This window comes from Pseudomonas sp. 10B238 (assembly GCF_000970615.1).
In the GTDB taxonomy this organism is placed as follows: domain Bacteria; phylum Pseudomonadota; class Gammaproteobacteria; order Pseudomonadales; family Pseudomonadaceae; genus Stutzerimonas.
In genome coordinates, this window is sequence record NZ_KQ033932.1 from 209775 (window position 1) to 230241 (window position 20467).

Genomic DNA, 20467 nt, shown 5'->3' on the forward strand with positions numbered 1-20467 from the left:
GTCCCTTCCAGCTTCACCCTCATCTCGCCTCGAACAACCGAAATAGAGCGTGCGCCTGGCGTGAGCAACCAGACGGGACTGCCGCGGAGTCGGGCAAACGGCAACTTGTGATCACTGCGTCTCTGACGTGATGTACCGGGCCTTCGGCCCGCCACCTCCTCTGTGGAAGTCGCCACCTGCAAGCGCCGCGCTTACGGCTTCGCTTGCAGTGAATCAGTTACCGAGAATCAACAGGACCAAACAATGAATAAGAACAGGTTTAAGACGGGGGCCCTCACACTCTCTTTGCTGGCAAGCGCTGTGCTGGCAAGCGGAGCCATAGCTGCGGTATCCGAATCCGAAGCGGCCAAGCTGGGTAGCAGCCTGACGCCGATGGGTGCCGAGAAAGCCGGCAACGCGGCCGGCACCATTCCTGCCTGGACCGGCGGTTTGGCAGCCGATGCAGCGGCAGTCGGAGAAGATGGCTTCGTCAGCGATCCCTACCCGAACGACACGCCGAAGTTCACCATCACCGCGCAGAACTTCGAGCAGTACAAGGACAACCTGAGCCCTGGCCAGATCGCCATGCTCAAGCGCTACCCCGATACCTATCGCCTGCCGGTCTTCGAAACCCACCGCAGCGCTACCGTACCTCAGCGGATCTATGACGCAGCCCAGAAGAACGCGACCCAGACCAAGCTGGTCCGAGGCGGCAACGGGCTGGAAAATTTCGACACCGCAGTGGCCTTTCCGATTCCTCAAGACGGCCTTGAAGTGATCTGGAACCACATCACTCGCTACCGCGGGGGCTCTGCCCGCCGCACCGTGGCGCAGGCCACTCCTCAGGTGAACGGTAGCTACAGCCTGGTCAAGTTCGTCGACGAAGTCGTCTACACCGACACCCTGACCGACTACAACGCCGAGAAACATGGCAACGTGCTGTTCTACTTCAAGCAACAGGTGACCGAGCCTTCACGCCTGGCCGGCAACGTGCTGCTGGTGCACGAAACCCTGGACCAGGTCAAAGAGCCGCGCATGGCGTGGATCTACAACGCCGGTCAGCGCCGCGTGCGCCGCGCCCCACAGGTTGCTTACGACGGCCCGGGCACCGCCTCTGACGGTCTGCGCACCTCCGACAACCTGGATATGTTCAACGGCGCACCGGACCGCTACGACTGGAAGCTGGTGGGCAAGAAGGAGATGTACATCCCCTACAACGCCTACCGTCTGGACTCACCGCAGCTCAAGTACGACGACATCATCAAGGCCGGTCACATCAATCAGGATCTGACCCGCTATGAGCTGCACCGCGTGTGGGAAGTCGAGGCGACGCTGAAGCCCGGCGAGCGTCACATCTATGCCAAGCGTACCTTCTTCATCGACGAAGACACCTGGCAGGCCGCAGTGATCGACCATTACGACGGCCGCGATACGCTTTGGCGCGTTGCCGAGGCGCATGCCGAATACATCTACAACGACCAGGTCCCGTTGTACGCCATGGAGACGTTGTATGACCTAGTCTCCGGTCGCTACCTGGTGATGGGCATGAAGAACGAAGAAAAGAACCCCTACGTATACAACTACAAGGCCAACTCCAACCAGTACACCCCAGCCGCGCTGCGTAACTCCGGCGTGCGCTAAGCCACACCGGTGAGACAAACGCCCCGACATGTTCGGGGCGTTTGTTTTTCAGCCTTCGACAGGCGGGCAGTCGCTCGGATTGGTTTACAGGAGGCGATGCTCGCGATTTGCTCAGGCAACAACTCGCATCGGAAATCTCGCCGAGCGGGCGTCGCTCTCTTGCTTCGTTTACTACGCATTGGGCCAACAAGCATAAAGCGCACCGCTCTCCGGCAGAGCGTCAGCGAAACAAAAACCCCGCCAAAGGGCGGGGTTCTATTCTGTCGCAAATGACCGTCTGGGCTAGTTGCGGCTCACTGCGCCAACACCTGACCAATATTCTGGTCGCGGAAGGTGCGGGTCAGCGCATCGCTCAACACCTCGGTTACCAGCTTGGTGTTGGTCTGCTCATTCGGTGCCATACCGAAGCGCTGGTTCAAAGAAGCACCGTAACGGCCGGTATAGCGGCGACCGCCGTTCTGCACCTCGACGCGGAAGGTCGCACCAATGGTTGCCTCGGTAACGTACAGGCCTTCCTTCGGCGACTGGTACTTCAGTTCAGCTAGGGTCAGGGTCAGTTGCGGCGCGTTGTAAGCGTTGGCCGACGGAGTGAACCCCAGCAACCGGACCGCCGCTTCGGCCTGGGCCTGCAGCTTGGGAATGACTTTTTCTTTCGGCACGATCACCGCACTGGTCTCTGGATACAGGCCGCCACGGGTGCCCAAGGTTGCAGAGGGGCGACCGTCGACCACACGCACGGCTACCGGTTGCCCTTGGCCGACGGGATTGATGGTATCGGTGAGTTTGGGATTGGGGTCGAGCTGTTGAGGACTGTGGGCACAACCGGCGAGCACCAGTGCTGACGCGGCGGCGAGGCTGAACAACAGGCGTTTCAGCATACTGCTTACTCCAGGTTAGGGATGGATGGCGCGCAGTATAACCAGCACCGCAACCGCCTGACAGTGATGCCCTAAAGACCGCCTGCAGGCCGGCCACGTTCCATTCATGCAACCGTAACCTCAGGATGCGATAACGGCGAGCAGCCCTACGAGCGCCTGGCCATGTCTTTATTCAGAACCCTGTTCCGACAACACCTGCCGCGTCACTACGCCCTGCTGGACGACCAGGATCGCTGCCGCATGCTGCTGACGGCCAAAAAGCGTCCTATTGGTGAACGCTGGGTCGAGATAGCGGAAATTCGTCTCGGCTGGATCGGCAAGCCCCTGCCTCAAGCAGGGCTACAGCAGCGTTCCGGCCCTATCCCGCACGCATAAAAAAGCCGCGCAACCCTAACGGCAGCGCGGCTTGCTTACAGCGTGTCTGGATAGCTAGTCGGCCAGCCCCAGACGCTTGTCGACTCTCGAGACGACCTCGCGATAGACCGCTGCATCGGCTTCGAGAACCTTCTCACGCGCCGGGAATATTTCGGCGAGCTTACCGCTCCAGGCCTCGCTCTTTGCCTGCTCGGGGAAGCAACGCTCGATCAGGTCAAGCATGATCGAAACGGTAACCGAGGCACCCGGAGACGCGCCCAGCAGTGCGGCGATCGAACCATCCTTGGCCGCCACCAATTCGGTGCCGAACTGCAGGATGCCGCCCTTCTTCGGGTCCTTCTTGATGATCTGTACGCGCTGCCCGGCCACTTCCAGGCGCCAGTCTTCTGCCTTAGCTTCAGGGTAGAAGCCGCGCAGAGTTTCAAGACGGTCGCCCATCGACTGCCGGACTTCCTTGATCAGGTAGCGCGTCAGGTCCATGTTGTCCCGCGCCACGGCCAGCATCGGCTTGAGGTTGGCCGGACGAATCGACATTGGCAGATCAAGCGGCGAGCCGTGTTTGAGGAACTTGGTAGTGAAGCCGGCGTACGGCCCGAACAGCAAAGACTTCTTGCCATCCACGACACGGGTATCCAGATGCGGAACCGACATGGGCGGTGCGCCTACTGCGGCCAGGCTATAGACCTTGGCCTGATGCTGCTTGACGATCTCCGGATTGTCGCACCGCAGCCACTGGCCGCTGACCGGGAAGCCGCCGTAACCCTTACCTTCTTCGATATCGGACATCTGCAGCAGCGGCAGCGCTGCGCCGCCAGCACCGAGGAAGACGAAGCCGGCTTTGATCTCACGACCGCCACCGTCACGGGTGTTCTTGACCTCAACGCGCCAGCCCTTGCCGTCGCGAGCCAGGCCGGTGACCTTCTGGAAGTAGGACATCTTTACGCCGGGCTTGGCGGCCAGATACTGCAGCATCTGCCGGGTCAGCTCGCCGAAGTTGACGTCCGTGCCGTTCATCGCGCGGGTCGCGGCGATCGGCTCGTCCAGCGGACGGCCCGGCATCATCAGTGGCATCCACTCTTCCATGGTCGCGCGATCTTCGCTGTAGACCATGTCTTCAAAGGCGTGATGGGTTTTCAGCGCATCGAAACGGCGCTTGAGGTAATCGATGTTCTTGGTGCCCCGCACGAAGCTCAGATGCGGCACCGCATTGAGGAAGTCGCGCGGGCTACCGAAGCCTTCACGGCCCGTCAGGTAAGCCCAGAACTGCTTCGACACTTCGAATTGGGTATTGATGGTGACGGCTTTCTTGATGTCGATCGAGCCGTCTTTGCTGTCCGGCGTGTAGTTCAACTCACAGAGACCGGCGTGGCCGGTGCCGGCATTGTTCCAGGGATTCGAACTTTCGACGGCCCCGGATTCCTGCAGTTCGACAATCTCCAGCCTGATGTTGGGATCGAGTTCCTTGAGCAGTACTGCCAGAGTCGCACTCATGATGCCGGCTCCCACCAGCACCAAATCCACGGCTTCGCTATCGTGTTGCGTCATTAACGCGTTCTCCAGAATCACAGCATTAAACTGTCACGACCGCAGTACGCGATCATGTAGAACCACCAGCCTGGCGGCTAGAAACGGAGGAGGTTTCTATACCGCTGCTCGGGCTTGTGCCCGAAGGCAGGAGAACTCGAAAGCCCCTACCCGCTGTCGGGAGAGCGGCTTTTGGCCTCCTCCCTCTCGCGCCTCTGCTTCCCGGAGCGGGGCGACTAGCCTGGGCTCTACGGGACGCGTGCAGCGAGAAAATCTATTGCGGCTGCCGATTGCTCAGCCAAGTCATGCTTGAAGCTTGACGGTTACAGACGAGCTCAGCCGCGCGCGGCCTCGATCAGCTCGATGTAGGGCTCGGCCTGGCGCTGATCCGCGATCAAGGCTACGAAGTCTTGCCCCTTGGCATCCTTCGCATTCAGGTCATACCCGGCTTGGACAAAGAATCCGAGAAAACGCTCGAAATCATCGACCCGCAAACCGCGATACGCCTTGGTCAGCTTGTGCAACGAAGGCGGCGTGTCGTCAGCCGGTTCCGGCTCGAGAAACAATTTGATCGACTCGTCGCTGACTTCCTCGCCGATCACCTTTTTCTTGTCTTTACGCATGGTTTCTCCGGTTCGACGGGGCCTTTCGGGGGCGGCAGTTTACTCTGCACGACCGGCGCACTCAACGCGCCAAAGGCCGATAAGACCAAGGTCGTACACGAAAATCTGCGATTTAACCGCGATGTTGCGTTCTTGCAGGCCCGGCGGTATGGCCAGTGCTTATACTGGCGCTTTGCGCACATGGAGTGTCTGGGATGAAGCTTCCGCCGTTGTTCGCTGCCTGGCGTCAAACCCTGTGTTCGGGCTACGGAGTGCCGGCATTGCGCGGCGACATCACGGCCGGCTTGACGGTGGGCATTATCGCCATCCCCTTGGCCATGGCGTTGGCGATAGCGGTAGGTGTTGCGCCGCAGCACGGCCTGTATACGGTGCTGGTTGCTGCACCCTTGATTGCCTTGACCGGAGGCTCGCGGTTCAACGTGTCCGGTCCTACCGCAGCCTTCGTCGTCATCCTCCTGCCGATTACCCAGCAATTCGGCCTCGGCGGGTTGCTGCTCTGCACCATGCTCGCCGGGCTGATCCTGATCGCGCTCGGGCTGTTGCGTGCCGGTAGGTTGATCGCATTTGTGCCCTACCCCGTCACGCTTGGTTTCACTGCTGGCATCGGCATCGTCATCGCGACCCTGCAGCTCAAGGACATATTTGGGCTGACGCTGACCGAGCAGCCGCAACATTATGCGGAGCAGCTCAGCTTGCTGGTGCGTGCCCTGCCCAGCGCGCAGTTGGGTGACGCACTTGTCGGCCTGCTTTGCCTGGGCGTCTTGATCGTCTGGCCGCGTCTGGTACCCAAAGTGCCAGGCCATCTGGTTGCCCTCGTCGTTGGTGCAATTGTCGCAATGGCGCTGGAATCGGCTGGCCTTACCGTCGCCACGCTTGGTGAGCGCTTCAGCTATGTGGTCGAGGATGTGGTGCATCCCGGCATTCCACCGTTCCTCCCGGATTTCGCCTGGCCATGGCTGTTGCCCGGCCCTGACGGTCAACCGCTGGTGCTGAGCTTCGAGCTGTTTCACCAACTGTTGGCGCCGGCGTTCGCCATTGCCATGCTCGGCGCCATCGAATCCCTGCTCTGTGCGGTGGTCGCCGATGGCATGGCCGGCGGCACCCACGACCCGAACGCCGAGCTGCTGGGGCAAGGCATCGGCAACCTGGTCGCCCCGCTGTTCGGCGGCATCACGGCGACCGCCGCCATTGCGCGCACCGCCACCAACGTGCGCGCCGGCGCATTCTCACCATTGGCGGCGATCATTCACGCAGGCGTGGTGCTGGTGGCAATCCTCTGGCTGGCACCGCTGTTCAGCTATCTGCCGATGGCCGCCCTGGCGGCGCTGCTGCTAATGGTGGCCTGGAACATGAGCGAAGCGCCGCACGTCTTCAAGACACTGCGAATAGCACCACGCAGCGATGTGTTGGTACTACTGACCTGCCTGAGCCTGACCGTCCTGTTCGACATGGTGCTGGCGGTGGGCGTGGGGCTGTTGCTCGCGGCCGGGCTGTTCATCAAACGCATGAGCGAGCTGACCGACACCACCCGCCTGAATCTTGGGCAAAGCCCCGTCCTCCGAGACCTGCCCGAACACGTCGCTGCCTATGCGATTCGTGGCCCGCTGTTCTTTGGCGCCGCCGAAAAGGCCTTGAGCGTGCTACGGCGCTTCAATCCAGACGTGAAAATCGTCATCGTCGACATCAGCGGCGTGCCGATGATGGACATGACCGCCCTGGCTGCGCTGGAAAACGTTCTACTGGACTACCGCAAGCAAGGCATTGCACTGATTCTGTCCGGCAGCAATGTCCGGTTACGGCTCAAGCTGCGCCGCGCAGGCATTCATCCGCTTGAAGGGCAGCTGTATTACGTGCGCAATCTGATCCAGGCTCGGGCAAAAGCCTTGCGCCTGTTACCGGCGCCGGCAGCAGCCGGACCAGCTGCCTGATACGAGAAAAGCTCATTGAGCTGCAGAAGCGTGCCAGGCGCTTCTGCAGCTCAAGCGACCGCAGCGGCCAGCAGCTTAACCGGCGTACTTCTGCAGGTTCGCCATCATTTCCTTCAACGCTTCCATGTTGTCGGCCGGATGCGCCGCGTTGTCGAAATTGCAGATCTGCTGCCAATGGGCGGCAACGTCCTCGGCATCAAAGCCGGCCTTCGGATCGAAACCGGCACCCAGGCTCCGCTCCCAGCGCACCTTGCCCATCCAGCCACCGCCGACCTCGAACAGACCGGAGGTTTCCTGGCATTGCTCGCTGGCGAGAAAGACCACCAGCGGGCTGACCAGCTCGGGCTTGAGCTGCTCGAAAACCTGCGGCGGGATCAGCCCCTCGGTCATGCGCGTGCCGCCGGTCGGCGCGATGGCGTTGACCAGAATGTTGTTCTTGCGCCCTTCCAGGGCCAGTGTGCGCGTCAAGCCGTACAAACCCAGCTTGGCCATGCCGTAGTTGGACTGACCGAAGTTGCCGTAGATACCGGAGGTCGAGGCGGTGAAGATCACTCGACCGTAACCTTGCTCGCGCATGTGTGGCCAGGCGGCACGGGTCACCTTGTAAGCGCCTTCGACGTGCACCCGATAGACCAGATCCCAGTCGGCGTCTTCCATCTTGTGAAAGGTCTTGTCGCGGAGGATGCCGGCATTGTTCACCACCACATCGATGCGGCCGAAGCTGTCCAGCGCGTGCTGGACGATTTTGTCGCCCTCGGTCACCGAGTCATGATTGGCCACCGCAGTGCCGCCGGCCTGGCGGATTTCCTCGACGACGCGATCGGCTGCCGAGGCGTTGGCGCCCTCGCCCTGGGCACTGCCGCCGAGGTCGTTGACCACAACCTTAGCGCCATGGCGGGCGAACAGCAGCGCATGCGCGCGGCCGAGTCCACCACCGGCACCGGTCACGATGACCACCTTGTCTTCGAAGCGAATGGCTTCACTCATGGAAATTCCTCCAGCGGATTATTGTTGGATGCGTCGCAAAGTATGTGGCGAGTGTCGGCGAGGCCACAGCCGTCCACAATCAAACGGCCGCGAATGAATGCCCGAACATAAGGCTGCGGGATGATGTAGCAGCGTCAGGGCTGCGGCAGGAACGCCCGGATGGCCGCGGCGACTCGCGACGGGGCCTCCTCCTGCGGCACGTGACCGAGGTCGTCGAACATGACCAACTCGCTGCCTGCGATGTCGTCCTTGAAGCGACGCGCATTGAGCGGCGGAATCAACCCGTCGCGCCCGCCCCAGATGATCAGCGTCGGCGTCTGGATCGATGCGATCCGCTTAGAATTGTCGACTGCCGGCACCTGCTTGAACCGTTCGCGCAGCGCCTCACGATTGCCTTCACGCAGGGTCAGCTCGTAGTAGCGATCAACCAGCTCCGGCGTCACTTTGCCTGGATCGCCATAGACGCTGCGCGTGCTGGACTCAACCAACCGCCGCGGGAGTATGTTGGCCATCAGCGGCGCCAAACCCGGAATGCCCGCAAGCTTGAAACCGATCGGCACTGAGGTCGACTGGCGCGGGTAACCTGCCGCATCGATCAGTACCAGTCGCTCAACACGCCTAGGCTGGTCCAGCGCCATTTCCCAGGCGAGCTGGCCACCAAAGCTGTTGCCGACGAGCACTGCTCGCTCCACGTTCAGCCTGTCCAGGAATGTCGAGAGGAAGTCGACGTAATGGCGCATGCGGTAGTCGCCGTCGGGAAAGGGGCCGGTCAAACCGAAGCCCGGCAGGTCGAGGCTGATCACCCGCCGCTGCTGCTTCAGTTCGTCGACCACCGCTTCCCAGGTATGCAGGCTCGCCGAGGTGCCGTGCAGCAGCACCAGCGGAACGGGATCATCACGTTGCCCCTCGTCACGAACATGCACCTGCATACCGGACACCTCGACGAATCCGGACGGTTCCGGCGCCCAGCGTTCGGTCAGGCTTTCGACCGGTCGTGGCGGCGCCCAGCTGAGCGCCACCAGCACCGCAATGATCAGGAAGAGCAGTACGACTACAGCAGTCACCAGTTGCAGAACGATCTTCACCTTGTTGTCCTTGTGTGCAGAAGCGTCCGTGATCTTAGGCGGAGTCCCTCCACGCAGCAAAGCAGGTCTCTAATCACACCGACGTACCCGCCAAGCGCAACCGCCGTCATGCAAGCGGTGCGCGTGCATAGTCGGTGATCAGGCGAGACAAGTTTTCCAGCGACTCGGTGCACTGCGCCGCACCCAGCTGCAAGGCCTCCTTGGGCATTCCGAAAACGACACAGCTGGCTTCGTCCTGGGCTACCGTGCGGGCGCCGGCTTCGCGCATGGCCAGCAGTCCACGGGCGCCGTCGTCGCCCATGCCGGTCATGATCACACCCAGCGCGTTATGCCCGGCATGGCGGGCGACAGAGCGAAACAGCACGTCCACTGACGGCTTGTGCCGGTTGACTGGAGGCCCGTCGAGCACCTCGACGAAATACTGCGCGCCGCTGCGTTTCAGCTGCATGTGCTTGCCGCCGGGTGCCACTAGCGCCAGCCCGGAGCGCACGCGATCCAGATGGCGGGCCTCACGCACCTCGATCTGGCAGAGGCTGTCGAGACGCTGAGCGAAGGCGGCGGTGAATTTTTCCGGCATGTGCTGGACGATAACGATGCCCGGCGAATCGACGCGCAGCTGTTTGAGCACCAGTTCCAGTGCCTGGGTGCCGCCAGTGGACGTACCCAGGGCAACGACCCTGTCGGTGGTGGTCAGCGCGTTGCTGGTCGGCTCCGCCGGGCGCGCCGGTCCCGTTACCGTCGCGGTGCGTGCAGCCACAGCCCGTGGACGGGTCGCGGCGGCCTGCTGGATCTGTTTAATCAGATCGCTGGAGAGCTGCAGCAGACTGTCTTTAAGACCGAGTCGCGCCTTGGTGAAAACGCCAACGGCGCCCGCTGCAAACGCTTCGAGCGTGATGGCCGCGCCCGCCTCAGTCAGGGTCGAACAGATGATGGTCGGTGTCGGCCGCTCGGCCATCAGCTTGCGCAGAAAGGTGATGCCGTCCATGCGCGGCATTTCGACGTCGAGCACCAGCACATCGGGCCAGTTGCGCTGCATCTTCTCAAGCGCGAACAGTGGGTCGGCCGCCTGTCCAATCACCTCGATATTCGGATGGCTTTCCAGACAGGCCGACAAGACCTGCCGCACCAGTGCTGAGTCATCGACGATAAACACCTTGATCATGCGGTGCCCTCCAGCAGGTTGGCCGTGGTGAACGACTGACAGCTCAGGCGTCCGTCTCGGCCATCGACTGTCAATCGTCGATAACCCAAGCCACCGAGCTGCTCATCGTCAGCGCGCCAACCGAGCAAGGCGAACTGCTCACGGGCGAACGCGATGTTCATCAACCCGATCTGCAGGCTGTTGCGCCGGCCTGGCTGCAAGCAGGTGCCGCCACCATAGAGCCCTTTGCGGTATTCCTCCGGCGCGGTGCGGTGGCTAACCATGTCGCGCTGCAGCCGCGCGAACACCGCTTCGCCGGTGCGCGTGTCATCCTGGTCGGAGGCGCTGCGGGGCACGACGAAATGGCTTACGGCAAGCAGGCGACACCGCGGATGCCACAGGGTAACGGCGACACACGAGCCAAGCAGCGTGGCCACCGGCTCCTGAAGCGGACCGAACAAGTACTCGCCAGGCATGAGAAAACGAGGCGCGGTCATAGGCGCTCGAATACCGAAGAAGCGACGCTGCGCAGCGGCAGTCCGAACCCATGCAGGCTTTCCGCATGGCCGATAAACAGCAAACCGCCGACGCGCAGGCGTTCGATCAGGCGGGCAACGATGGCTCGCTTGTCCTCGGCGCTGAAATAAATGAGCACGTTGCGCAGGAAGATCACATCGAAGCGGCCGATGTCTTCAGGCAACGGCCGCATCAGGTTCAGTTCGCGAAAGCGCACCCGCTCCCGCAAGTCCTGACCGAAGCGAAAGGCGCCCTCGTGCTCACCGATACCGCGCAGGCAGTGGCGCTTGAGCCAGCCAGGCGGAAAGTTGCTCGACTCGTCCAGCGGATAGATCGCAGCCTCGGCCTTTTCCAGCACCGTGCGGCTGAGGTCGCTGCCAAGGATCGACCACTCCGCCGGCCCATGCTCGGCCAGCACCATGCCCAGGGTGTAGGGTTCTTCGCCCGACGAACAGGCGGCGCTCCAGATGCGCAACGGCTCGCGCCGGCCGTCCAGCCAGCGGGCCAGGAACTGGAAATGCTGCGGCTCACGAAAGAAGTAGGTTTCATTGGTGGTCAGCAGGTCGATCACCAAGCGTTGCTCGGCCTGCTTCGTCGGATCCTTGAGCAGCAACAGGTAGTCGCGGTAGCTGCTCAGGTTCAGGGCCCGCAACCTGCGCATCAGGCGGCCGGCGACCAGCGGCCGCTTGCTGTCGCTCAGATGAATACCCGACGCCTGGACCATCAGCTGCTGCAGGAACCGGAACTCCTGCTCGCCCAGCACCGGCAGGCTCGACGTCGGCATGCTCAGCTCGCCTGCGCCATCGCCTGGCTGATCTGCAGGATGTCGTCCAGCGACAACACCTTGCGCACGTCCAGAATGATGGTGAAACCCCGCTCGTCGCGCGCCATGCCGGCAATGAATTCTGTCCGAATCCCAGCGCCGAACCCTGGCGCGGGCTCGACGTCGGCAGCCTGGATATCCAGCACGGCGTCGACCGCATCGACCACCAGGCCGATGCGCTGCAGCGCATCGTTCAGGTCCAGCTCGATGATCACAATGCAGGTCCGCTTGCTCGGCACCGTGCGTTCCATACCGAAGCGTGCGGCCAGGTCCAGCACCGGCACCACATTGCCGCGCAGGTTAATTACGCCGTGGATGCACGCCGGCATCATCGGCACGCCGGTGATCTGCCCGTACTCGATGATTTCGCGTACCAGCTCGATCGGCAACGCGTAGCGCGCCTGGCGCACCCGGAACGACAGGTGCTGGATATCAGCCGGCGCGGTGTTGGCGGCACCGCTTACCTGTGGAAAATTCATCTGCGCCCCCTTATGTGAAGCTGACGAACTGACTGTCATCAGCCATGGCGGTCGGCTTGCGGATGCTGCGCACCGAGCGGTTGCCGCTGGGCTTGACGCTGGGTGCCTGTGGCTGGCGACCGAGGCCCTGAGCGACCCCATCGCGCGCATCAAGACGGAAGAAGCCGATCAGCTCCAGCAGTTGCGAGGCCTGGGCGTTCATCTCCTCGGAGGTGGCAGCCAGCTCTTCGGACGCCGAGGCGTTTTGCTGGGTGATCTGGTTCATCTGCCCCATGGCGATATTGATCTGGCCCGCGCCGGTACTCTGCTCCTGGGATGCCGCGGTGATTTCCTGCACCAGGTCCGAAGTCCTCTGGATGTTCGGAACGATATCGTCGAGCAGGCGACCGGCCTGCTCGGCCAGCTGCACGCTGCTACCGGCCACGCCGCCGATTTCCTGGGCAGCCACCTGGCTGCGCTCGGCCAGCTTGCGAACTTCAGCCGCCACCACAGCGAACCCCTTGCCATGATCGCCCGCTCGCGCCGCCTCGATAGCCGCGTTGAGCGCCAGCAGGTTCGTCTGGTAAGCGATGTCATCGATGATGCCGATCTTGTCCGCGATCTGCTTCATCGCAACGACCATATCGCGCACTGCCCGGCCACCGGCTACGGCGTCATTGGCGGCCTTGCCGGCAATGCTGTCGGTGATCTTGGCGCTTTCGGTGTTCTGCGCGATGGATGCGGACATCTGCTCCACCGACGCGGTGGTCTGCTCGACGCCCGCCGCCTGCTCGCTAGCCGCCTGACTGAGCGATTGCGAGGTGGCACTGACTTCCTCCGAGGCCGAGGACAGGGAATCGGCAGCGCTGCGCACATCGCCCATCACGCTACGCAGCCGCTCGGCCATGTTCTTCATGGCGTTGAGCAACTGGCCCGTCTCGTCCTTGCTGTTCACCTCCACCTGCACACTGAGGTCGCCAGCCGCGAGCGCATCGGCAACCGACACGGCGTGGTTGAGCGGCCGGGTAATGCTGCGTGTGACCAGAATGCCGATGCCGAAGCCGAGCACGGCGGCAATGATCACCAATGCGATCATCTGGGTCCGCGAATCGAGGTAGATGCCGGTGATTTGTTCATTGGCTTCCTTAGCATTGGCGACCTTACGCTCCACCAGGGCGGTCAGCAGATCGTCGGCCTTGTTTCCGGTCTCACGCAGTTGCGGCAGCATCACGGTCAGCTCGTCGGCCGGGCGCACCTCGCTGGAGGCTTCGCGCAGCTTTAGGGCCTGCTCGACGGTCTGCACGTAAGCGGCAACCGGCTCGCTGAGCGACTCGAACTGGGCGAGGCCTTCGGGCGTCACGAAGCTGGTGCGGGTGAGCTCGATGTACTCATACATCTTGCTGATCGCCTCGCGGGTCCGTTTGATGGAAGAGTCACGCTCCTCCAGGCTGGTGGCCAGCAGGCTCGAACGCAGACTACGTCCCACATAGATCAGCTGCACATTGGCCGACTGGATATTGTTCAGCGAGATCAACTCGCGGTCATACATCTGGTCGGACAGCTCGTTGACGTGCTCGAGGTTACGTATACCCAGCATGCCCACGGTAATGGTCAGTGCCACCACTATCAGGAAACCCGCAATCAAGCGCGTCCCTATCTTGAAGTTACCGAATACGTTCATGGTTGTTTCTCCTTACTGGCCTGCGAGGTCCTGGCGGGATTGGCTGATGCGCTGGGCAGCAGGATTCGCGTCGACGTGGTTTTGCAGGTAACGGAACAGGCTGGGGATATCCAGGATCAGGGCTACTTGCCCGGTACCCAGGATGGTGGAGCCACCAATGCCTTGCAGGTGCTGGAACAGCTGCCCGAGCGGCTTGATGACGGTTTGCAGTTCACCGTGAAGGTGATCGACGATCAGCCCGGCTTGTTGCCGGCCCTGGCTGACGACAATGATGTTGCGGCGTTTGGCGTGACTTTCCGCCAGGTTGAAATGGGCTGCCAGCGACAGACAGGGCAGCGGCTTGCCGCGCAGACTCAGGTAGCCGTAGGCGCCTGAACTGAGTTGCTCGGCGTCCATCTCCAGACACTCGGTGACCATGTCCAGCGGGATGACGAAATAGTCGTCGCCAAGGCTGACGAGGAAACCATCGATGATCGCCAGCGTGAGCGGCAGGCGGATGCGGAAGGTGCAGCCCAGACCTTCACGGGAATCGATCTCTATGGTGCCGCGCAAGGCGTCGATAGCGCTGCGCACCACATCCAGCCCCACGCCGCGTCCCGACAGGTCGGACACGCTCTCGGCGGTGGAGAACCCGGCGGCGAATATGAGCGCCTGGATGTCCTGTTCGGGCAGGTTTGATGCTGCATCGATCAGGCCGCGCGCGATTGCTTTCTCACGGATGCGCGCGGTGTTGAGGCCGCGCCCGTCGTCGCCGACCTCGATCACGATCATGCCCGATTCGTGATAAGCGTTCAGTCGCAGGTGGCCTTCGACCGGTTTACCAGCGGCGACACGGCCTTCTGCTGACTCGATACCGTGGTCGATGGCGTTGCGCACCAGGTGCGTCAGGGGGTCGGCCAGCTTGTCGATGACCGCTTTGTCGAGCTCGGTGTCCGCGCCACGGATATCCAGACGAATATCCTTGCCCAGTTGCTGGCTGACATCGCGCACCACGCGCTGGAAGCGGTTGAAGGTGTCGCCGATCTCGATCATGCGCAGCTTCAGCGCTGCCTCGCGGATCAGCTCAACATGCTGATTGACCGTTTGAGTACTTTCTATACAGCCGGCGTCGCCGTGGGAGCGCGCACGCAGCTGGGCACCGGCGGCGCTGATGACCAGCTCACCGACCAAGTTGATCAGTTCGTCCAGCTTGTTTGCAGCCACACGGATCTGGCTGTTTTCCTGGCTGCGCTTTTCACGGGCAACCTGTTGCTTTGCCAGCGCGGCGTTGACCACCTGGGGCGCTACCAGCCCCTCGTTTACCAGCACGGTACCCAGCGGCGACTTGACCCCGGTGCTTTCGGCCGCCTGCAGGGCCAAGCCTTCTTCGAGCTCGCGTTCGGTCAACAGGCCGCTGGCAACCAGAATCCGGCCAATCTGCTCATCGGTTTCCGGCAGCTCATGAATGAGCTGTAAATAATCCTCAAGGGCGCTGGTCGGAGGCAGGATGCGCAGGGTGCAGAAGTCCTCGATGAATTCGAAAACTTCCTCGATCTCGCCCTTGCTGGCCGGCGTGCACAGCGCGATTTCGAGGCCGAGGTAACAGGTCTCCGGCTGCAGTTCGGCCAGCGAGGGCAACGATTCACTGATTGTCTGTAGATGCAGGATGTCGCCCAGACGGCTCAGAAAGCGGACGAACGAACTGGGTTCGAAGCCGTTTCGCAGCAGATCGGCGTGAAACCGCAACGAGATGTGCCAGGCGCCATCGGCGTCGCAACTGGCGCAGCGTTGCAGCTGCCCACGACTGTTGCAGCCGTCCTCGGGCAGCATCACAACCGGGATCTGCAGCGCCTGGGGCGCAGCGTCGATGCAGCTGGCGAGCTCGGCAAGCAGCGGCTGGTGGCGGCTGTCGTCGACCAGCAGCTCGCCCTTGTCGGTATCGATCAGATCGATCATGGCGCTGATTTCATCCAGGCAGCGCAGCATCAGCGAGATCAGTTCTGGCGACAGGCTCTGCGCACCGTCACGCACCGCCATGAGCAGGTTTTCCAGATGATGGGTAAAGCCCACCAGCGGCGCGAGCGAAAACAGCCCAGCCGAGCCCTTGAGCGTGTGCATTGCGCGGAACAGCCCGTTGATCGCCTGTTCGTCGGTGGGGCACTCGTCAAGCAGCAGCAGGTACTCTTCGGCCTGCTTGGCCAGATCGCGGGCCTCCTCGACAAAGCTCAGCAACAGCTGGCTCCATTGTTCGCCATCAAGCATCACGGTTTCCTTTCAGCGATGAGCCAGTAGGACGTCGGGGTACAGCGTTTCAAGGCGCAACAGCTCGAGCACCTCGGTCACCGTGGCGGCCGGTCCCTGCACCTTCAAACTGCCGCCGGCGGCCTCGAAATGACGCTGGGTCGCGAGCAGCAGCTGCGCCCCGGCGGTGTCGAGTTCTTCGAGCGCTTCGAGGTCGAGCAGGCAAGGGTTTGCCTCAGGCTTTGCCAGCATGCTCAGCAAGGTCGCATGCGCCTCGCCGACTTCGTAGATGGTCAGGCTGCCGGACAGGCGAAGCCGGGCCGGCACCACGCTGCGGTCGTAGGTGAGTTCGAGCATGTCAGCCGACCAGCTTGTCGACAGCTGTCAGCAGTTGCTGCGGCTGGAACGGCTTGACGATCCAGGCCTTGGCACCGGCGGCCTGGCCCTCGGCTTTCTTGCCCTGCTCGCTTTCGGTGGTGAGCATGACGATGGGCGTGAAGCGGTAGGCCGCATTGGCCTTGACCGCCTTCACCAGGCCGATGCCATCGAGGTTTGGCATGTTCACGTCACTGATGATCAGGTTGATCTTCTGCCCGTTGAGCTTTGTCAGCGCGTCCTTGCCATCGACGGCCTCGATGACCTGATGACCCGCGCCGGTGAGGGTCATCTTCACCAGCTGGCGCATGGAGAGCGAGTCGTCGACGATGAGAATGGTCTTGGCCATGTGGTGATGCTCCTTGTTGAATCAGAAAAAGGTCACGTCGTCGGCAGCGCTCTTGCTACGGGTCTTGCCGTGGCGCTCCTCGTCGGTGGTGAAGTGCTGGTGCAGCTCGCGCAGCCAGCGCTGCGGGTCGTTCACGCTGTTGTCGCCGGCACGCACTGCCTGGTCGAGACGCTGCATGTCGTGCTGCAGGTGGTCGAGCATCTGGTCAGTACGGTCCTGAAACTGCAGGCTGACGACGATCTCCTCGATGGTCGCCTGGGTGACGCGGGTTTCCTGCTGCAGCTGCAACGAGGTGACCGAGAGTTCATTGAGGCTCTGCCCCAGCCCTTGCATGACGTCACCCGCCACGCTGTCGAGGTAGCTCAGGTTGTCGCGCTCGCTGGTGGTCAGTTCGTCTGCCGCGGTGACAGTGGCGCGGATCGCCTGGTTGATTTCGCTGACCTTGTTGCCCATCCGCTGGCCGGTCTCGGCCGACAGCGTCGACAGCTTGCGCACCTCGTCGGCGACCACCGAGAAACCACGGCCATAGTCCCCGGCCCGGGCCGCCTCAATGGCGGCGTTGAGCGCGAGCAGGTTGGTCTGGCTGGCGATGTCCTGCACGTGCTTGGCCATCGACTGCAGCTCAGCCGCGTAGCCGTTGAGGTCGGAAATGGTGCCCAGCAGTTCGGCCTTGCGGCCGCTGGCGGCGTGGAACGCCGAGGTCACTTCATTGAGGCGGTTCTGCGCCTGGCGCAGGCTGCTGGCCATGCCATCGCCGCCGATCACATTGTCCGAATTGCTCAGGGTCTGGCTGAGGCGAGCCGACAATCCAGCGAAGTGCTCGAACAGCAGGCGCACGCTGTTTTGCTGGATGTCGCGCACCTGCCCCAGGTTCTTGCCCCAGGTCGGCAAAACGGCGTTGAGCAGCGGCTCGACGGCCGGTACGGCAACCGGCGGCGCGGTGACTGGTTCGGGGGTGGCCGGCCCACGCGAGGCGCGAGGCTTCAGGAACACCGCAGCGGCGACGCAAATGGCGCTGCCCGTACCGACGATCCAGAACGAGCCCAGGGCAAGACCGGCAAGCCCGGTGGCGATTCCAATCCAGAGTACGGGGTAGGCAAACACGGTACGGCCTCGCATGACAGAGTCGAATGGTCGGCACGATAGGGTGCCGGCAGCGACCGCGATATCAGGCTAAACCCTAGGCGGCTCTAGGGTGTCCTAAGGTGTCAAAGCGCTAAAGTTTTCCCCGCCGCTGCCGGGGCTGCATGGGCCACCTCGCGTCATCCATCGGGCTGCAAGGTTGCGAGGGCCGGTGCGCGGACTAGGCTAGATAGAGCGCTCGCGCAGAAACAGCTACCCCTGGCGGTGCCGCACGCAGCGGCACCCACCGACCGCAGGTAACGGTTCTTAGATGACGGAGCGTGTGTCAAACATTACAGATCGCCTGGGTTCGCCCCACTCACTGTTGCGCTGGATGCCCTGGGCAATCGCCGCGCTGCATGCGGGGCTCATGCTGCTGGGCGGGCTCTGGATCGGGACACGGCCATCGATGCCCATCGGCTGGAGTCTGCTGGCGGTGCTGCTGTCGTCAGCGCTGGTGTGGCTGGCCATCCAGGTCATGCTCCGCTCGATGCGGGCGCAACAGTCAGCCGCCAGCGAAGGCGTAATCGCCCGCGCCACGCACGTCGCCCCATCGCCGCCAGCCGAACCGACCGGCACCTATCCGCCGCGCATTTACGAACGGGTGGTCGCCAGCCTACCCGACGGCGTGGTGATCATTCGCAGCGGACAGGTCCGCTTTTGCAATGCGGCGGCGGGCAGCCTGTTCGATCCGTCAGGCGAGGCGCCATCGGTCACAGGTGAATGGCAGCCCTACGTTGCCCCAGACCTGCGAGCACGCGAAGCCGAGCGGCTGGACCGCCTGCAGTGTGGCGTGATCGGCCCGCTGTGCTTTCGACACGTCACCCTGCTGCGCGCCGACGGCGCCCCGTTCCAGGCCGAAGTAAGCGAGCTGCTACTGGAAAACGACGGATACCACGACGTGCTCTTGTTGCTGCGTGACATCAGCGAGTCGGAGCGGATGCAGCGCGAGCTGGAGCAGGCCAACCAGCGCCTCCAACATCTGTCGCAGCGGCTGATGGAGGTCCAGGAGAACCAGCGCCGCCAGCTCGCACGTGACCTGCACGACGACATCGGCCAGCAACTCACAGCCCTCAAGCTGCACCTGCAACGGCTGTGCGGGTCGCTGGCGCATGAACCGGTGTTGGCTAGGCTCGCCGCCCAGCTCAGTGATGCTGCCGACGAAGCGCTGGACAAGGTGCGCAGCCTGTCGCTGGCGCTGCATCCGCTGCAACTCGAGACGCTCGGTCTGCAGGCCGCCGTCCACTGGCACCTGTCGCGTTTCCTCGAAGCTGCGCATACCCGCTGGTCGCTTAAGCTTGATGGCGAAACGGTCGGCCTATCTCCTGACATCGCGCTGGTTGCGTTCCGCATCATCCAGGAAGCGGTAAACAACGTCGCCCGCCATGCCCATGCCAGCCGCGTGGAGGTCCATATCCGCCGTACGGTCAACCTTCTTCAGGTCGAAGTCATTGATGACGGCGTAGGCTTCGACTTTCGAGCGGCTCGTGCACGCGCTCTAAGTCTGGGCCTGACCAGCATGGAAGAGCGCGTCGCTGCACTGAGCGGAGAACTGAACATAGCAAGCCTCAGCGGGGTCGGCACACGGGTAACCGTGAGCTTGCCGATAGCAGCCCCATCCCCGCACCACGGAGTAGATGCATGAAACGGGTAGCACTGATTGACGATCATGGACTGGTCAGAGCAGGCCTGCGGGCGCTGGTGCAAGACCAGCCGGGATACGAGGTGGTAGCCGAGGGAGCCGACGGCAGCGAGGTTCACACCATCCTCACCGAACTCAAGCCTGACATCCTGTTACTGGATATCAGCATGAAACACATGAGCGGCCTGGATGCCCTGCGTCAGTGGCGCACCGAATTCCCCAATGTGCAGTTCCTGATTCTGTCGATGCACACCACGCCGGACTATGTCCTGCAGGCGCTGCGCCTGGGTGCCAGCGGTTACCTACTCAAAGACGCCGCCGCGCAGGAGCTGGAGCTGGCATTGAGGGCGCTGTCGCGCAACGAGTCGTACCTCAGCCCCGGTATCGCGCAGACAGTCATCCAGTCGGCAGTGATCGAAGGCGGCCAGCGCGAGCAGCCTGGCGCTCCGTCGCTGACGCCACGCCAGGTTGAAATCCTGCGGCTGATCGTGCGCGGCGTTTCGACGCGTGATATCGCCAGCGGCCTGGGCTTGAGCGTGAAGACGGTAGATGCGCACCGGGCGCAGATCATGGATCGTCTCAAACTGCGTGATGTGCCTTCGCTGGTGCTGTATGCGCTGCGCAAAGGCCTTGTCAGTACCGATGACTGAAGATTTGTCGGCCGCTTCACTCGCCATGACTTCCAATCAGAGCGTCAGCCCCGGGCCACAGCTGTTCATTTTACGACCAGCCAGCTACACCCCAGTCGTAGCGCGCCCTGGCGCTTCGTTTCCCCATGTTATCCACAGAGAGCCCCACAGTAATACTGGACAATAAACGGCTGTGCTCCCAGCTCTCACCACGCAGTCGCTGTCAAGCAAAATATTCCGCGTAACAACCACTTAACGCTTCTCAGGCATTAGCTGATCAGTTCTTGATCAGCGCCCGCAACGCCAGTAGTTCCGGCTGTTTGCGAAGGTCACTAATAGGTTATGCACAGAAGCTTGCACAGACTAAGGGGATAAGTTTGGCACGAGGCCTATCGAAGCGATCAACAAAAGCTAAAGGGCATACCGTCGGGAAGCGACTAGGCTTGTTTTCAATAACGAGGAGCCGCCCATGCCCAGTCTTGAGATGATCC

General features: G+C 62.4%; 19 protein-coding genes. 5 read left to right on the top strand and 14 right to left on the bottom strand.

All coding sequences use genetic code 11. The annotated features are described in order from the left end of the window. Positions 1-243: 243 nt before the first annotated feature. Positions 244-1620, top strand: a complete 1377-nt coding sequence (locus RT21_RS11120; RefSeq protein WP_046162797.1) for a DUF1329 domain-containing protein — start codon at positions 244-246, stop codon at positions 1618-1620. Between the two features lie 293 nt (positions 1621-1913). Here the strand turns inward: RT21_RS11120 and RT21_RS11125 are convergent, their stop codons facing one another. After that, entirely contained in the window at positions 1914-2498 is a 585-nt protein-coding gene (locus RT21_RS11125; protein ID WP_045429625.1) for a YajG family lipoprotein, read from the bottom strand. Positions 2499-2660: 162 nt separating this feature from the next. On the opposite strand from RT21_RS11125, the gene RT21_RS11130 reads away from it, so the two are divergent. Further along, on the top strand, positions 2661-2873 hold the full coding sequence (locus RT21_RS11130; protein ID WP_046162798.1) for a hypothetical protein: 213 nt from the start codon (positions 2661-2663) through the stop codon (positions 2871-2873). 54 nt (positions 2874-2927) lie between these two features. Here RT21_RS11130 and mqo read toward each other — a convergent pair whose 3' ends face one another. Further along, positions 2928-4433, bottom strand: coding sequence for a malate dehydrogenase (quinone) (gene mqo / locus RT21_RS11135; RefSeq protein WP_256203889.1), 1506 nt, complete (start codon positions 4431-4433; stop codon positions 2928-2930). 299 nt (positions 4434-4732) lie between these two features. Continuing rightward, on the bottom strand, positions 4733-5020 hold the full coding sequence (locus tag RT21_RS11140; protein ID WP_045429630.1) for a PA4642 family protein: 288 nt from the start codon (positions 5018-5020) through the stop codon (positions 4733-4735). A 194-nt stretch (positions 5021-5214) separates the two neighbouring features. On the opposite strand from RT21_RS11140, the gene dauA reads away from it, so the two are divergent. Further along, on the top strand, positions 5215-6948 hold the full coding sequence (gene dauA / locus RT21_RS11145; RefSeq protein WP_046162800.1) for a C4-dicarboxylic acid transporter DauA: 1734 nt from the start codon (positions 5215-5217) through the stop codon (positions 6946-6948). Positions 6949-7023: 75 nt separating this feature from the next. On the opposite strand, the gene RT21_RS11150 is transcribed toward dauA, so the two are convergent. The 11 genes from RT21_RS11150 to RT21_RS11200 all read right to left on the bottom strand — a co-directional run bounded on the left by RT21_RS11150 (position 7024) and on the right by RT21_RS11200 (position 17702). After that, on the bottom strand, positions 7024-7935 hold the full coding sequence (locus RT21_RS11150; RefSeq protein WP_046162801.1) for an SDR family oxidoreductase: 912 nt from the start codon (positions 7933-7935) through the stop codon (positions 7024-7026). Positions 7936-8069: 134 nt separating this feature from the next. Continuing rightward, complete coding sequence (locus tag RT21_RS11155; protein ID WP_046162802.1) at positions 8070-9020, bottom strand: alpha/beta fold hydrolase; 951 nt, start codon at positions 9018-9020, stop codon at positions 8070-8072. Positions 9021-9126: 106 nt separating this feature from the next. Continuing rightward, positions 9127-10182 (bottom strand): protein-glutamate methylesterase/protein-glutamine glutaminase, encoded by a 1056-nt coding sequence (locus tag RT21_RS11160; protein ID WP_046162803.1) that lies wholly within the window; start codon positions 10180-10182, stop codon positions 9127-9129. Beyond that, on the bottom strand, positions 10179-10658 hold the full coding sequence (locus RT21_RS11165; protein WP_046162804.1) for a chemotaxis protein CheD: 480 nt from the start codon (positions 10656-10658) through the stop codon (positions 10179-10181). Before RT21_RS11165 ends, RT21_RS11160 begins: the two co-directional genes overlap by 4 nt. Further along, complete coding sequence (locus RT21_RS11170) at positions 10655-11461, bottom strand: CheR family methyltransferase (RefSeq protein WP_046162805.1); 807 nt, start codon at positions 11459-11461, stop codon at positions 10655-10657. The genes RT21_RS11165 and RT21_RS11170 overlap by 4 nt, the downstream gene beginning before the upstream one ends. Before the next feature lie 2 nt (positions 11462-11463). Next, complete coding sequence (locus tag RT21_RS11175) at positions 11464-11979, bottom strand: chemotaxis protein CheW (RefSeq protein ID WP_046162806.1); 516 nt, start codon at positions 11977-11979, stop codon at positions 11464-11466. A 10-nt stretch (positions 11980-11989) separates the two neighbouring features. Then, a complete protein-coding gene (locus RT21_RS11180; RefSeq protein WP_046162807.1) occupies positions 11990-13639 on the bottom strand; it encodes a methyl-accepting chemotaxis protein in 1650 nt (549 codons plus the stop codon). Between the two features lie 12 nt (positions 13640-13651). Next, the gene (locus RT21_RS11185) at positions 13652-15880 is read right to left on the bottom strand and encodes a chemotaxis protein CheA (protein ID WP_046162808.1); all 2229 of its coding nucleotides are present in this window, start codon (positions 15878-15880) and stop codon (positions 13652-13654) included. A gap of 12 nt (positions 15881-15892) precedes the next feature. Beyond that, positions 15893-16216 (bottom strand): STAS domain-containing protein, encoded by a 324-nt coding sequence (locus RT21_RS11190; RefSeq protein ID WP_046162809.1) that lies wholly within the window; start codon positions 16214-16216, stop codon positions 15893-15895. Between the two features lies 1 nt (position 16217). Beyond that, the gene (locus RT21_RS11195; protein ID WP_021205875.1) at positions 16218-16583 is read right to left on the bottom strand and encodes a response regulator; all 366 of its coding nucleotides are present in this window, start codon (positions 16581-16583) and stop codon (positions 16218-16220) included. A 21-nt stretch (positions 16584-16604) separates the two neighbouring features. Next, positions 16605-17702, bottom strand: coding sequence for a methyl-accepting chemotaxis protein (locus RT21_RS11200; RefSeq protein WP_156155716.1), 1098 nt, complete (start codon positions 17700-17702; stop codon positions 16605-16607). A 286-nt stretch (positions 17703-17988) separates the two neighbouring features. Here RT21_RS11200 and RT21_RS11205 point away from each other — a divergent pair, with 286 nt between their 5' ends. Further along, positions 17989-19350 carry a PAS domain-containing sensor histidine kinase gene (locus tag RT21_RS11205; protein ID WP_177327083.1) on the top strand — a complete coding sequence of 454 codons (1362 nt, stop codon included), beginning with the start codon at positions 17989-17991 and terminating at the stop codon, positions 19348-19350. Further along, positions 19347-19997, top strand: a complete 651-nt coding sequence (locus RT21_RS11210) for a response regulator (RefSeq protein WP_045429649.1) — start codon at positions 19347-19349, stop codon at positions 19995-19997. Before RT21_RS11205 ends, RT21_RS11210 begins: the two co-directional genes overlap by 4 nt. The last annotated feature ends 470 nt before the right edge of the window (positions 19998-20467 follow it).